We start from the raw sequence: 14643 nt of genomic DNA, 5'->3' as shown, positions 1-14643 counted from the left end.
GCGGGGTGCCGGTGGCTCAGGCGGTCGCGACCGCCTGCACCTGACCCGCGCGACGGCGCCGCACGGTCAGGAGCGCCCCGCCCGTGAGCAGCAGGGTCCCGGCGAGGAGCGCGAGGCTGCCCGCGTCCGTCCCGGTCGAGGCGAGCGCACCCGAGTACGCGTCGCACTCCACGTCGCCTCCGACCGGGAAGGCGAACGTCACGGGCGAGAGCGCGGTGCCGGCCTCGTAGAACCCGGCGAACGCCTTCGCCCCGGCGGCCGTGAGGGTCGCGGGAGCGCCGCTCCACGTGATCGTGGAGCCCGACGTCGACTTCTTGCCCGACAGGTCCAGGCTCGCGAACGCGACGCCGTTCGACGAGGACGTGTTGCCCTCCATGTCGCTGCTCCGGACGTCGACCACGAGCGTGCCCGACGAGCCGTTCACGACGACGCGCGGGTTGCTGATCCGCAGGTCGAGGATGCCCTCGTGGCCGGAGAACGACACCGAGCCGCCGAAGCTCGCGCGGCCCTTGCCGAGGTCCGTGTTGAACGAGCCCTTGCCGCCGCTCCACGTGAACGCCGAGCCGGTGTCGCCGACGCCGCTCGTCGAGACGGAGCCCTTCGCGATCGGGCCGGTGACGTACGCGCGGAAGCGGTCGCTCACGCCCCACGAGAGGGTCGCGCCGTTGACGCCCTGCGCGAAGCACTGCTCCGCCGCGCTGCCCGTGCCGGTTCCGGTGGTCCCGGTGCCGACGATCGTGATGGGGGCGGACGCCGTGTGGTCCGCACCGACCAGCAGCAGCGTGTGCTCGCCGGGGGCGACGTCCGTCGGGATCGTCACCGTCGAGCTCGCGGCGCCGCCGGCGTTCGCGGTGACGCCCGTCGCGAGCGTGCGCGGCGTCGAGCGGATCTCCGTGCGGATCCCCGCCTCGTGCGGGCCGAACCCGACGCCGCTGATCGTGACCTCGTCACCCGGGCGGGCCTGCGCCACCGAGAGCGTCGCCTTCGCCGGGTCGGTCGGCGTCCCCGGCGTCCCGGTGCCCGGGGTGCCGATGCTGCCGCCGTCACCGGGGCCGGTCGACGCCGCGCCGACGGTGAACGTCACCGGGTCGAGCGCGGTGCCCGCCGGGTAGAAGCCGGAGAACGCGAGCGAGCCGTCGGCCGTGAGCGTCGCCGCGGCCTGCGTGTAGGTGACGGCCCCGTCCGCGCTCGTCGTCGGCGCACCGAGCGCGAGGGTCGCGAAGACGACGCCCTGGCGGTCGAACGTCGAGCCGTCGAGCCCCGTCGAGCGCGCGTCCACGAGCAGGCGGCCAGCGCCCGGTCCGGTGACGTCGACGACCGGGTTCGTCAGCGCGAGGTCCAGCGCGCCCGAGTGGCCCGTGAAGCGGACCGTGCCGGAGTACGCCACGCTGCCCCGGCCGCTCGCGGCGGTCCACGTGCCGCCGTCGGCCTGGCCGAACCGGAAGAGGCCGTCGACCACGGCCGCGCCGGACGACGCCGACGCCCCGCCGCCCGCGACCGGGCCGACGATGTAGCTGCGGAACGACTCCTTGACACCCCACGTCAGGGATCCCGCCGTCGTCGGGACCGACGGCTTCGCCGTCACCGTCACCGTGACGGGCGACGAGGCCGAGCCGACGAACGCGGCGCTGTCCGCCGGGACGAACGTCGCCGTCACGGCGTGCGACCCGGCCGCGAGACCGGTCGCCCGGTACGACGCGACGCCGTCGACGACGGTCGCCGTGCCGAGGGTCGTGCCCCCGGCGGCGAAGCGGACCGTGCCGGCCGCCTGCGGGGTGACCGTCGCCGTGAACGTCACCGCCGTGCCCTCCACGACGGACGTCGACGACGCCGCGAGGGACGTCGTGGTCGGTCGAGCCCCCGGAGCCGGGGCCGTGACGGTGAGCGTCGTGCCGCCCGTCACGCCGAGCTCGGACGTCACGACGACGGGGACAGGCCCCGCGGCGGCGTCGGCCGGGACGGTGAGCAGGACCGCGGTGCCGTCGCGCGAGTAGGTCGCGGCCTTGCCGGCGAACGTCACGCCCTTGACGGCGTCACCCTCGACGAGGCCCGCCACCGTCAGCCGGACGGAGCCGCCGGCCTCGACCGTCGTCGCCGCGGGCGTCACCGTGAGCGACGCGGGGGCGTCGAACGCGACGGGAGCGAAGAGCTCCTGGTCCGCGTTGCTCACGCCGCCCGCGCCGTACGTGTAGACGCCGTACCGGCCGCCGTCGAGCAGCCCCGGGCTCTTCACCACGAGCCGCGCCTCGAACGTGCCGTCCGCCGCGATGTCCGTCCACTGCGCGCGGACCACCGACTGGTACTGGGCGGGGACCTGGTCGAGCACCGGCTCGGCGAGGGCCCACACCTGGGAACCGACCTTGCGCGTCGACGACGCGGCGCCCTCGGACGGCCGCCACTGCTCGGCGAAGCTGCCGAACACGACGTACGTGCCCTGCGGCAGCGTCGCCGGGATCGGGACGCCGCGGCCACCCACGTTCGCCGCGGGGTCGAAGCCCGAGCCGCGGACGACGATCGTGTCGCCCACCGAGACCTCGGCGTCGCCGAGCGGCGTCACGCCGTCCTCGGCGAAGACCGCGATCTCGGGCTCCCAGACGGGGGCGGCGGGCTCGGTCGTGAAGGCGACGGGTGCGTAGAGCTCCTGGGTGGCGTTGACCGTGCCGCCCGCGGCGTAGGTGTAGACGCCGTAGCGGCCGCCGTCGAGCTCGAGCTCGCTCGCGACGAGCTCGGCCGTGAACGTGCCGTCCTCGGAGAGCTCGGCCCACTGGCCGCGGATCGCGCTCTGGTAGCGCGGGTCGACCTGGTCGAGCGCCGCGGACGCGAGCGCCCACTGCTGCGACCCGGCCTTGCGCGCGGACGACGCGACGCCCTGCGACGGCCGCCACTCCGGCGCGAACTTGCCGAACACCACGTAGGTGCCGGCGGGGATGCCGCCGGAGATCGGCGGGCGGTTGCCCGCGGGCGCGACGTTCGCCTCCGGGTCGAAGCCCGAGCCCTTGACGACGATCGTGTCGTCCGGGCGCACCGGGGCGTCGCCGAGCGGGGTGGTGCCGTCGGCGGCGAACAGCTCGATCGACGGCTCCCAGCCGGGCTCCGGGGTCGTGGCGCCCTGCACCGCGACGGGCGTGAACGTGTCGAGGCTGCGGTCGGTCACGGAGAGCCCGTGGGCGGCGGACGTCGCGACCACGTACTCCTTCGCCGGGTCGAGCGTGCCCGCCGGGACGGTGAGGGTCGTGGTGAACGCGCCCGCGCGCACCTGCTGCGGCATCACCCAGCCCTGGGCGAGCCAGCCGCTCGCGACGAGCGGGCCGCTGCCGTCCCAGATCGCCGCGTCCCCGAGGAGCACGTACGCACCGTTCGCGGCCCCCGCGCCGACGAAGCCGGTGCCGGAGATCGTGAACGTGGTCTCCACCGCCGGGTCCACCGGGGTCGACGGCGAGACGGTGACCTTCGGGTCCACCGCGGGCTCCGGCTCGGGCTCGGCGGCGGTCACGGAGTGCACGACACCGGCCGACGTCGAGGAGGCGAAGGCCGCCGGGTCGGCCGGCTCGAAGGTCGCGCTGAGCTCGTGCGCGCCGGCGGCGAGGCTCGCCGTCTCCATGCGCGCGACGCCGTCGGTCACGGGCGCGGTGCCGAGCGCGGCACCGCCGTCGCGGAACTCGACCGTACCTGCGGCCGCGGGCGCGACGGTCGCGGCGAGCGTCACGGTCGCGCCCGCGAGCGACGTGCCCGCGGGCGTCACGGCGAGCGCGGTCGTCGTCGCCTGCGCCGGGGCCGCCGGCTCGGGCGACTCGACGCGCGCCGTCAGCGTCGCGATCGGCCTGCCCGCGTACGACGAGAAGTAGGAGGAGACGTCGCCGAGCGACGCCGCGACGGTCCCGTTCGCCACGAACGTCACCTGGTCGCCGTCGCGCGTCGCCGACACGGCGACGTCCGCGACCTTGGCATCGTCGCCCGCGCCGGCGTTCACCGTGCCCGCGAAGTCGGCGTAGAGGACGCCGGTCGTGGGCCCGGTGAGGTCGAGGCGCAGGTCGGAGACGGTCACGTCGAGCGCGCCGTGGTGGCCCTGGTAGCGGGTCGAGCCGCCGAGCCGCACCGCGCCGACGCCGGACGCGTCGTCGTACGTGCCGGACGCGGGACCGTAGGAGGACTGCCCGGCCTGGAGGGCCGGCGTGACCGTGCCCTGCGCGATCGGACCGGTGACGTACGACGTCCACGAGTCGACGAAGTTCCAGGTGGCCGAGCCGCCCGTCACGTCGGTCGGGGCCGCCTGCGCGGGGGCCCCCGCGCCCGCGACGGTCAGGCCGGCGGCGAGCGCCGCGGCGAGGAAGGAGGCGAGGCCGCGACGGACGCGTCTCGACGGTGAAGTGGGCACAAGGTCTCCCGTGCTGGTCCGGGGCGAGGTCCCGGCGGGAGCGGGACCGACGATTCCGGAGCGCGCTGCGGCGCCCCGTCGTGACGGACCATATAAGGCTCGCCTCACCAAAGCAAGGTAAGCCTGACCTGCCCCGGGTGTGACACACGACTCGTCACACCCGGGGCAGGCGGGACGGCTCAGGCGAGGCCGAGGTCCTCCAGGCTGAACAGGAAGTGGTAGGGCACGCCGAGCGCCTCGATCTTCTCGCCCGCGCCCGTCGCGCGGTCGACGATCGTCGCCACCCCGACGACCTCGCCCCCGGCGGCGCGCACGGCCTCGATCGCCGTGATCGGCGACCCGCCCGTCGTCGTCGTGTCCTCGACGACGACGACCTTGCGGCCCGCGACGTCCGGGCCCTCGATCTGCCGCTGCATGCCGTGCGCCTTGGCCGCCTTGCGCACGACGAACGCGTCGAGGTCCTGCCCGCGCGAGGCCGCGGCGTGCAGGAGCGCGGTCGCGATGGGGTCGGCACCGAGCGTCAGCCCGCCGACGGCGTCGACCTCCGCCGTGCCGAGGCCCTGCTCCTCGAGGAGGTCCAGGAGCTGGTGCCCGATGAGCGGCGCCGCGCGGTGGTGCAGCGTCACGCGCCGCAGGTCGACGTAGTAGTCCGCCTCCTTGCCGGAGGAGAGCGTCACCCGGCCGTGCACGACGGCGAGCTCACGGATCAGGGCGAGCAGCTGCTCGCGGGGCGTCGAGGCGAGCGTCGAGGCGGAGTCAGTAGTCACGGTCGCCAGGGTAGTCGGCGGGGCGCCGACCGTCAGGACTGCCGGGGCACGCCCGGCTCCTCATGAGTGGGCCGGCTCCGCCGGGCTCGCGCCGAAGGGCCCGTACGTCGTGGCGCCCACCCGCTCGGCGTCGTCGATGTAGCGGACCAGGGCCTCGCGGGACCGGGTCAGCGTGTCGATCTGGTCGTCCACACGACGCAGCCGCGCCCGCAGGGCGGTCAGCAGCTCCGGGCAGCCCACGAGCTCCGGGGCCTCTCCGGTCGCGCACGGCAGCAGGTAGGCGATGTCCTCGGTGGACAGACCGGCGTCGAGCAGGTGCCGGATCTGCGTCACCTTGACGAGGTCTGCCTGGTCGTACCGGCGGTACCCGGCCGCGGTGCGACCCGGTGCCAGCAGCCCCTGCGCCTCGTAGTACCGCAGCTGGTGGGCCTTGACCCCGCTCCGACGGCTCAGCTCTCCGATGTGCACGACGCCCCCTTGACCTTCATACCGGTCTGAACGTTCACCATGCTGCCATGGCACACCACGCGAGCACGCGGACGAGCACCGAGACGAGCACCGAGACGAGCACCGACGTCACGATCATCGGCCTGGGACTGATGGGCAGGGCACTGGCAGACGCCGTCCTGGCGGCGGGGCACCGGGTGACGGTCTGGAACCGCACGGCCGCGAAGGCAGAGGGGCTCGTCTCCCGAGGCGCGCGGCTCGCCGAATCGGTCGAGAGCGCGGTCCTGGCGAGCCCCGTGAGCATCGTCTGCGTCGCGGACTACGAGTCGCTCCAGCAGGCGTTCGCGTCGGTCTCCGGGGAGCTCGACGGCCGCGTCCTGGTCAACCTGACCTCGGGCGAACCGGAGCAGGCCCGCGAGCTGGCCCGGTGGGCGGACCAGGGAGGCGCCCGCTCCCTCGACGGCGCGATCATGGCGGTCCCCTCGACCATCGGCACCGCGGACGCGATCATCCTGCTGAGCGGTTCGAGGGCGGCCTTCGAGACCCAACAGCCCCTCCTCGCCGCACTCGGAGACGCGACCTTCCTCGGCGACGACCACGGCCTGTCGGCGCTGTACGACGTCGCCGGCCTCAGCGTGATGTGGGGCGTCCTGAACGCGTGGCTCCAGGGGGTGGCCCTGCTCGGGACCGCCGGTGTCGACGCGTCCACCTTCACGCCGTTCGCGACGCAGGTCGCGCAGGAGACGGTCGGATGGCTGTCCGGCTATGCCGACCAGGTCGACCGCGGCTCCTACCCGCCCGACGACGCGACGCTCGCCACCCACGCGGGCGGGATCGCCCACCTCGTCCGGGTGAGCGAGCGGCTGGGCGTCGACGCGGAGCTCCCGCGGCTGTTCCAGTCGCTGGTGGCCCGGGCGCTCGCCACGGGCCAGGCGGACCAGAGCTACGCTGCGCTGATCGAGCAGCTCACCCCGGGTGCGAGGACCTCCTGAGGGACGCGAGCGAGGGAGCAGACGCCCGAGGGCACCGGCGTCGCCGACGCCTGGCCGGGGACCTCAGCGGTACTTGCCGATCGCGCGGACGGCCGAGCGCGGCATCGCGCGCAGGGCGGCCGACGCGACGCGGTAGCGCACCGACGGGGTCGAGATGACGACACCGCGCCGCACGTCCGCGAGCGCCGCGGCGACCACCCGGTCGGCGTCGAGCCACGCGAGCTCCGGCAGGACGGACTTGTCGATGCCGGCGCGGTCGTGGAACTCCGTGTGCGTGAAGCCCGGGCACAGCACGGTCGCGGTGACGCCGGTGCCGTGCAGCTCGACGGCGAGACCCTCCGTGAACGAGCGCACCCACGCCTTCGCGGCCGCGTAGGTGCCGCCCGCGGTGAGGGCCGCGACGGACGCGACGTTGAGGATCGCGCCCCGCCCCCGCGCGGTCATCTGACCGGCGGCGGCGTGGGACAGGATCAGGACGGCGCGCACCATGACGTCGAGCGCACGGAGCTCGACGTCGAGGTCGCCGTCCACGAAGTGCTGCTGGGTCGCGAAGCCCGCGTTGTTCACGAGCAGCCCGACCGGGCGCTCGTCCGGGCCGCCGGGCGAGGCGAGGCGCTCGGCCACGCGCGCGACGTCGTCGGGCACGGAGAGGTCCGCCGGCAGGACCTGGACGCGCACGCCCGCGGCGGCCCGGATCTGGCCCGCGACCTCCTCGAGGCGCGCCTCGTCGCGCGCGACGAGCACGAGGTCGTGCCGCGCCGTGGCGAGCTGCCACGCGAACTCCAGGCCCAGGCCGGCGCTCGCGCCGGTGATGAGTGCTGTCGCCATGGCCACAGCCTACGGGCGGCGGCGCCCGGACCCGGCCGCCACACGGCCGCCGACGTCGGTACGGTGGGGCCCGTGCGCCTCGCGACCTGGAACATCAACTCCGTCCGTGCCCGCGTCGACCGGGCGGTCGCGTTCCTCGAGCGGACCGGGACCGACGTCCTCGCGCTCCAGGAGACCAAGTGCGCCGACGCGCAGTTCCCCGTCGCGCCGTTCGAGGCGGCGGGGTACGAGGTCGCGCACGTGGGCGTGAACCAGTGGAACGGCGTCGCGGTCGTCTCGCGCGTCGGCCTGGACGACGTCGAGACCTCCTTCCCGGGCCAGCCCGCCTTCGGCGAGAACGTCGAGGCGCGCGCCCTCGGCGCGACGTGCGGGGGCGTGCGCGTGTGGAGCCTCTACGTCCCCCACGGCCGCGAGGTCGGGGACCCGCACTACGCGTACAAGCTGGCGTGGCTCGACGAGCTCCGCGCACGGGCGGCGGGCTGGCTCGCGGACGACCCGGCGGCGCAGGTCGCCCTGGTCGGGGACTGGAACGTGGCCCCGCTGGACACCGACGTGTGGGACGTCGCGTACTTCGCGGGCAAGACGCACGTGACACCGGCCGAGCGCGACGCGTTCGCGGCGTTCGGCGCCGCCGGGTACACCGAGGTCACGCGCGAGGCGCTCCCCGCCGAGCACACGTACACGTACTGGGACTACCAACGGCTGCGGTTCCCGCGGAACGAGGGCATGCGGATCGACTTCGCCTACCTCTCCCCCGCCGCCCGCGCCCGGGTGACCGGCGTGGCGATCGACCGCGACGAGCGCAAGGGCAAGGGCGCGTCCGACCACGTCCCGGTCGTCGTCGACCTCGCGGACTGAACGAAGCCGTCCCGCCCGCGACGCGCGGCCGCGGGCGGGACGGTCGACGGCCTACTTGAGGTAGGGCCCCGCCTGCCCGACCTTGCCCGGCGCGGGGTTGTCCGGGAGGTCGAGCACGTAGGCGCGCAGGTTGCCCTTGCCCGGTGCGGGGACGGCCAGGGTCCCGTTCGTCACGACCCTCCGGTCGCCCGTCACGGCGTCGACGTACGTGCCGTTCGGGACGCGGGCGAAGGTCGCGGCGTCCGTCACCGTGACGAGCACGAAGCTGTCCACGGCGCCCTCGGTGAACCGGCGCTTGTACGCCATGTTCCCCTGCACCCCGACCGTCGAGTACTGGCCCTTCTGCAGCGCCGGCACGGCACGACGGATCTGGTTGAGCCGCTGCACGTGCTGGACCAGCGGCTTCTGGAGGGTCTGCGCGACCGCGCCCGACGCGGACTCCACGACCCCGAAGTCGCTCGCGACGACGTCGCCCGCGAGGTGGTCGCCGTAGTACGCGCGGCCGGTCGTGGCGAGCGGGCACGTCGGGCCGCAGTCGATCGGCTTGCCCGCCTGGAACTCGATCTCCGAGCCGTAGTAGAGCGTCGGGATGCCCCGGAACGTCCACATGAGGCTCATGTTCTCGGCCCATGCGTCCGTGCCGCCGGCGTAGCGCACCGTCGACTTGTTCGGCCCGTAGTCGTGCGAGTCGACGTACACCACGTTGTACGTCGCGTCGTTGTACGAGTCGTCCGAGTCCTTGCCGTTGTGGTACGCGTTGCCCGCGTCCCCGAAGTTCATGTGCGTGCGCATGTCGATGACGTTCATGCCGGAGAACTTCGTGTGGTCGGGCGCGTGGTACGTGTTGCCGTCGGCACCCCCGAGGAACGCGTTGTCCGACGTCGGCTGGTTGCCGGTGCCCAGGAGGTTCTCGTACTGGAACTGCTCCGCCGCGGCGACGACGTCGTCGAGCGAGTACTCCTTGCGCTCCTTCCACGTGTAGAACTGCGCGGAGTGGTTCACGGAGCCGCGGTTCCACTTGTCGTTGACGAAGGCCGCGACCTCGCCGAAGACGTAGAAGTCCTTGCCCTTCTCACCGTGCGTCGCGACGGCGTGCTCCTGGATCGCGGGCAGGAAGTGCCGGTTCCACATGACGCGCGGGACGTGCACCGCGGTGTCGACGCGGAAGCCGTCGACCCCCATGTCGATGTACCGGTTGTAGGCGTCGATCAGGTACTGCTGCACCTCGGCGTTCTCGGTGTTGAAGTCCGCCAGGTCGTCGTGCAGCCAGCAGTCCTGCGCGTCCTTGCCCTCCCAGTTCCCGATCCAGCACTGGTGGTACGTGCTCTTCGGGAACATGCCCGACGTGGGCGACGGCCACTGGCAGTTGTAGATCTGGAACCCCTCGGGGCTCTTGTACTGCGTGGGCGTGCCGAACCCAGAGCACGTGTTCCCCGCGGGGGCCGTCGTCGACCACAGGTCGCCGTTGTACGTGCGGCCCTTCGCGAGCGCGTTCTGCGCGGCGGTGAGGGTCGGGTCGTTCCCGTCGTTCTCCTCCATCGGGTCGTACTCGCGGCCCTCCTCCTTCGCCGAGTACATCCAGTCCCACTGGCCGTCGCGCGCGCCCCACACGGTCGGTACGAACAAGCCCTTGGCGCCCCAGCGCGACGAGTGGTTGTACACGACGTCCTGGTAGATCTTGATGCCCTTCGCGTGCGCTGCGTCGATGAGCTCCTGGTAGGAGGCGCCCGGCGTCTCGAGGCGCGGGTCCACGCGGAAGAAGTCCCAGCCGTGGTAACCGTGGAAGTCGTAGTCGGACCGGTTGAGCACGACGGGCGTGATCCAGATCGCCGAGAAGCCGAGACCCTTGACGTAGTCCAGCTTGTCGATCAGCCCCTGGAAGTCGCCGCGGAACATCGGGTCGCCGTTCGCCGCGTTGCCCGACTTCACGTGCTGCGACCCGCCCCGGTTGTTCTCGCTGACGCCGTCGTTGAAGCGCGCGGTCATGACGAAGTAGATCGAGTCCTCGCGCGGGTCGCCGCCGAGCGGCTCGCCCGTCGTCCCCGGGTCGACGACGGGCTTCGTGCCCGTCGTGACGGTGACGGGTGCGCTCGCCGCGGAGCGGTTCCCCGCGGCGTCGACGGCCGTCACGGAGTACGCGTACGGGGTCGCCTCGAGCAGTCCCACGTCCGTCGCGGACGGGGTCGTGACGTCCCGCGTCACCGGGCCCGCTCCTCCGGTGCGGGTGAGGGTGTAGCCGGTGACGCCCGTGTCGTCCGTCGAGGCGTCCCACGTGACCGTCACGCGCACGCCGTCGGCCGTCGCGACGAGCCCGGACGGGACGCTGGGCGCCCGCGTGTCCGGCTCCTCGGGGACGTCGGGTCCGCACGGGCTCTCCTCGACCGGCGCGAGGACGCCGCCCGAGACCGTCTGCGGTCCCGCGGCGTAGCGGTAGTTGCCTCCGCCGTTGTTGTCCCACCGCCCGGAGCCGTCGTTGAAGACGACCTGGCCGCCGCTCGCCTCGCCGAGGTCGATGGTGTGCGCGAACCAGCCCGCGCACGCCGCAGTCATCGGAGTGCCCGGGACGCTCGTCCACGCACCCGAGCCCACCTGGTAGTGGATCTTCGGCGCGGCCCACGACGTCGCGTAGTAGATCGTCGCGGTCGTGTCCGCGGGGTCCGTCGGGCCTGTCGGGTCGGTGGGGTCGGTGCCGCACGGCGACGCCCCCGCGGTGAGCACGCCGTCCTGCACGACGACGGGCCCTGCGCCCGCCCGGTAGTTGGCGCCGCGGTTGTTGTCCCAGGTCCCGGCACCGTCGTTGAAGGTGAGCTGCACCCCCGACGCCGCGCCGAGGTCGACCTCGGCCGTCAGCCAGCCCGGGCACGCGTCTGCCATCGGCACGCCGGGGACCGACGTCCACGCGGCGCCGTCGACGCCGTAGTGGACGTTCGTCGCCGCCCAGCCGGGGCGGTCGGGGTAGTAGACGGTCGTCGTGGTCGGTGTCGCGCTCGGTGCCACGCTCGGTGTTGCGCTCGGTGCCGCGCTCGGTGCCGCGACGGCGCTCAGTCCGGCCGCCCCCGGCAGCGCGACGGCGAGGGCGAGCGCCCCCGCCAGGCGTGCCCGCGACCTTGCGAGCCTCGTTGTTCGCATCGGTGTTCCTCCGTGTCGTGCCCCGGCGTCGGTGCCGGGACGTCGGCCGCCGGTCCGCGTGCCGCCGACATGGAGGACGCACCCTGGCTGTACCGTTGCTGCAAGATGTAGCAATATTTGCGACACCTTGCAAGGGTCTGTTCATCCGTCGGACGGAGTCCTCCCCCCGTCGCTACGGTGTGTCCATGACCACGCCACCCGTCCCGCCGTACGGGTCCCCCGACGAGCCCGTCGACCCGTACGCCGCTCCGCGCCCGCACCAGCCGCCGCTCACCCCGTACAACCCGCCGGCAGACGCCGCCGGCGCCCCGACGCCGGAGCAGGGCGGTTTCGTCGCACCGTCCGGAGCGGGCGGCGGCTACCCGGGCACGCCGGCGCCCGGGACGGGAGCTCCCTACGGCGCGCCCGCCGCTCCGGCCGGGCAGGGATCGCCCTACGGCCCCGCCGCGGCGCCCGCGTACGGCTCGGCCCCGGGCCCCGGGTACCCGCCGTCGGACCCGTCGGGCTTCGCCGGGAGCCCCGGCTACGGCGCCTACCCGCCCCCGTACGGGTCCGCGTACACGGCGCCGCCACGGACGAACGGGCTGGCGCTGGCGTCGATGATCGTCTCGATCGCGAGCCTCGTCCTCTGCGCGGGCTTCCCCGGGATCGTCGGCCTCGTGCTCGGGATCGTCGCCCTCAACCAGGTGATGCGGGACGGGACGCGCGGGCGCGGGTTCGCCGTCACCGGCATCGTCGTGGGCGCCGTCTGCACGGCGTTCGCGATGCTCGTCGTGCTCGCCGCGACCCTGAGCGACTCGTAGCCGTGGCCGACGACGACCTCTTCGCCCCGCCCGGCGGCCCGACCGGCCCGCCCGGGCCCCAGGCCCCGGTCCCACCACCGCCGGCGGGAAGCCCGACCCCGCCCGGCGCTCCGGCGCCGACAGGCACGCCGGTGCCGCCCCCGGCCGCCCCGGTCGAACCGGGCTTCGCCGCGGAGACGTACTACGCGCCCGGGTGGCAGCCGGCGGCGCCGCGCGTCGAGCCGCTCGCCGTGGCGGCCGTGCCCGCGGGGGTGGTGCTCGGGCCCGTCGGGATCGGGCTCGGCGCCGCGGGGCTCTCCCGCGTCCGCTCCCGGGGCACGCGCGGTCGTGGGCTGGCCGTCGCCGGCATGGTGGTGGGCGCCGTCGTCACGGTCGCGTGGACCGTGGGCGCGCTCCTCTGGTGGCAGGGCGTGCAGGCGCGCGCGCCGCTCGCAGGCGACGTCGCCGCCCCGCAGACGGTGAACGCGGTCCAGCTCGTGCTGGGGACGTGCCTGGACGAGCTGCCGCCCGACGGCGAGGTGTCGCAGGTGCGGGCCGTGCCCTGCGCGGACGAGCACCGGGCGCAGGTCGTCGCCCGGACCGACCTGGGCGCGGACGAGGTGTGGCCCGGTCAGCAGGCCGTGGACCGCCGCGTCGCGCGCGTGCGCACGCCCGACGTGCTGGGGTCGGACGCGCCCGACGGCGTCGAGCTCGTCGTGTGGTCACCGACCGAGGCGTCGTGGCGCGACGGCGACCGGACGGGCCTGTGCCTGGCGGCAGGCGCCGCGCCGCTCCCGGGCGACCTGCTCGGCTGAGCACGTCCGGGGGTCCTCGCGCTCAGCGCGCGGGGACCTCGTCGGCGAGGACGAGCCGGAGGTAGGCGCGCAGGTCGGCGGCCATGTCGACGCGCTCGGGCCGGGGGCGGTCGAGCGACAGCAGCCACTGGACCTGGAGCCCGTCCATGAGCGCGACGATGTGCCGTGCCGCGGCCGACGGGTCGACCCCGTCGCGCAGGCCGCCGGCGCGCGCCCGGCGCGCGAGCTGCTCGCCCGACCTCGCGACCGCCCACTCGTACCGCCGGACGAAGTACTCGTGCGCCGGGTGGTCCGGGGACGTCGCCTCGGCCGCGAGCGCCGTGAACAGCTCGACGATGTGCCGGCGGAGGGCGTTGCGCTCGACCAGGCGCACGAGCGCCTCGAAGTAGTCCGTCCCCCGCGCGAGGTCCTCGTCCAGGTCCGCCACGTCGACGGTGTCGCGGTAGTCGAGCACCGCTTCGAGGAGCGCGACCTTCGTCGGGAAGTGGTGGAGCAGGCCGGGGTGGGACATGCCCACGCGCGACGCCAGCTCGCGCAGGGACGCGGCGTGGAAGCCGACCTCGCCGAAGAGCACGACGGCGGCCTGGAGGATCTCCTCGCGCTTCGCGCGACCCTTCGCGTACCCGCGCCCGGGGTCCGGTGTCGCGGCGCGGCGGGGTGCCCCGCGGTCCTGACCGGCGCCGATGGCCGCGCTCGTCATGGTCCTGCTCCGTCCGTCGTCCGACGAGGGAAGACCCTACCGACCATGGCGGGCCCGGGACCCCGTGCAGCCGCGAGTTCACCCGCGGTCCGCCGGGCTGGTGGTCCGTCGCTCAGGACGACGGCGCGAGGGTCGACTCCGCCTGTCCGCCCGTGCTCGGGGTCGTCGCGCCGGGGACGCCGGCCGACGGCTTGTCCGTGGGCGACGGCGGCGCCGGCTCCGTCGGGGCCGTGCCGCCGGGGTCGGTGGGCGCCTCGCCCCCGCCGGCCGGCGCGGCGGCCAGCGCCTCGGCGGTCGCGGCCGTCACGGCGCCGTCGCCGGGCAGCCCGTGGGCCTGCTGGAACGCCCGCAGCGCCGCGCGCGTCGCGTCGTCCAGGGTGCCCGTGACGGCGACGTCCGCGCCGTGCACGCGCAGCCGCTCCTGGACCCAGGTGACGGACGCTGGGTCGGCGGTCGGCGCGGGGGTGGTCGGCGTGGGCTCCGGCGCGGCGGTGCTCGGGGCGGCCGAGGGCTCGGTCGTCGGCGCCGGCCCAGGGTCGGCCACCGTGGGCGGCGTGCCCGTCCCGCCGGACGAGGGCCGCGGCGCGGGCGTCGTCGCCGGGTCCGCACCGTCCGCCGGGTCGTGCGCGTGGTCGGGCGGCGGGATGCGCGTCACCTCGGGGCGGGGGGCGTCGGGGCGGGGGGTGACGGCCGGGACGCCGTCCTCGACCGCGTTCCCCGCGTCAGCCGACGCACCGACGACGACCGCCTCGCCGCCCCCGGTCGCGGCGCCCACCATCCCGGCGACCGCGACGACGAGGGTCACCGCACCGGCACCTGCCGCGACCGTGACCCACGGCGTGGCCGCGCGGTGCGCGTCCCTCGGCGGGGGGACGCGCCCCCCGTCGGGGGTGCCGGACGAGTCGTGACGTCGGCGCACGTCGCCTCCTTCCGAGGACGGTCGGGACCGG

Annotated in this window: 11 protein-coding genes; 4 read left to right on the top strand and 7 right to left on the bottom strand. The window is 74.8% G+C overall.

The features are described from left to right. Positions 1-16 precede the first annotated feature (16 nt). From JOE63_RS04530 to JOE63_RS04520, 3 genes are all read right to left on the bottom strand, one after another. On the bottom strand, positions 17-4375 hold the full coding sequence (locus tag JOE63_RS04530) for an HtaA domain-containing protein (protein WP_204539496.1): 4359 nt from the start codon (positions 4373-4375) through the stop codon (positions 17-19). A 179-nt stretch (positions 4376-4554) separates the two neighbouring features. Beyond that, a complete protein-coding gene (pyrE, locus tag JOE63_RS04525; protein WP_374059062.1) occupies positions 4555-5151 on the bottom strand; it encodes an orotate phosphoribosyltransferase in 597 nt (198 codons plus the stop codon). 51 nt (positions 5152-5202) lie between these two features. After that, positions 5203-5610, bottom strand: coding sequence for a MerR family transcriptional regulator (locus JOE63_RS04520; RefSeq protein ID WP_204539493.1), 408 nt, complete (start codon positions 5608-5610; stop codon positions 5203-5205). Between the two features lie 47 nt (positions 5611-5657). Here JOE63_RS04520 and JOE63_RS04515 point away from each other — a divergent pair, with 47 nt between their 5' ends. Then, positions 5658-6581 (top strand): NAD(P)-dependent oxidoreductase, encoded by a 924-nt coding sequence (locus tag JOE63_RS04515; protein WP_204539490.1) that lies wholly within the window; start codon positions 5658-5660, stop codon positions 6579-6581. Between the two features lie 63 nt (positions 6582-6644). Here the strand turns inward: JOE63_RS04515 and JOE63_RS04510 are convergent, their stop codons facing one another. Further along, complete coding sequence (locus tag JOE63_RS04510) at positions 6645-7409, bottom strand: SDR family NAD(P)-dependent oxidoreductase (RefSeq protein WP_204539487.1); 765 nt, start codon at positions 7407-7409, stop codon at positions 6645-6647. 72 nt (positions 7410-7481) lie between these two features. On the opposite strand from JOE63_RS04510, the gene JOE63_RS04505 reads away from it, so the two are divergent. Continuing rightward, entirely contained in the window at positions 7482-8267 is a 786-nt protein-coding gene (locus JOE63_RS04505; RefSeq protein WP_204539484.1) for an exodeoxyribonuclease III, read from the top strand. A 51-nt stretch (positions 8268-8318) separates the two neighbouring features. On the opposite strand, the gene JOE63_RS04500 is transcribed toward JOE63_RS04505, so the two are convergent. Beyond that, on the bottom strand, positions 8319-11396 hold the full coding sequence (locus JOE63_RS04500) for a carbohydrate binding domain-containing protein (RefSeq protein WP_204539481.1): 3078 nt from the start codon (positions 11394-11396) through the stop codon (positions 8319-8321). A gap of 185 nt (positions 11397-11581) precedes the next feature. On the opposite strand from JOE63_RS04500, the gene JOE63_RS21350 reads away from it, so the two are divergent. Together JOE63_RS21350 and JOE63_RS04490 are read left to right on the top strand one after the other, a co-directional pair. Next, entirely contained in the window at positions 11582-12199 is a 618-nt protein-coding gene (locus tag JOE63_RS21350; protein ID WP_087470922.1) for a DUF4190 domain-containing protein, read from the top strand. 131 nt (positions 12200-12330) lie between these two features. After that, entirely contained in the window at positions 12331-12993 is a 663-nt protein-coding gene (locus JOE63_RS04490) for a septum formation family protein (RefSeq protein WP_307839929.1), read from the top strand. Positions 12994-13015: 22 nt separating this feature from the next. Here JOE63_RS04490 and JOE63_RS04485 read toward each other — a convergent pair whose 3' ends face one another. Together JOE63_RS04485 and JOE63_RS04480 are read right to left on the bottom strand one after the other, a co-directional pair. Then, positions 13016-13693 carry a TetR/AcrR family transcriptional regulator gene (locus JOE63_RS04485; RefSeq protein ID WP_204539478.1) on the bottom strand — a complete coding sequence of 226 codons (678 nt, stop codon included), beginning with the start codon at positions 13691-13693 and terminating at the stop codon, positions 13016-13018. Positions 13694-13805: 112 nt separating this feature from the next. Next, complete coding sequence (locus JOE63_RS04480) at positions 13806-14612, bottom strand: peptidoglycan-binding protein (protein WP_087470920.1); 807 nt, start codon at positions 14610-14612, stop codon at positions 13806-13808. Between the last annotated feature and the right edge of the window lie 31 nt (positions 14613-14643).

This window comes from Cellulosimicrobium cellulans (assembly GCF_016907755.1).
GTDB classification, from domain to species: domain Bacteria; phylum Actinomycetota; class Actinomycetes; order Actinomycetales; family Cellulomonadaceae; genus Cellulosimicrobium; species Cellulosimicrobium cellulans_D.
Note: the sequence above shows the minus strand (reverse complement) of the source record. Positions and strands in the feature narration are given on the sequence as shown.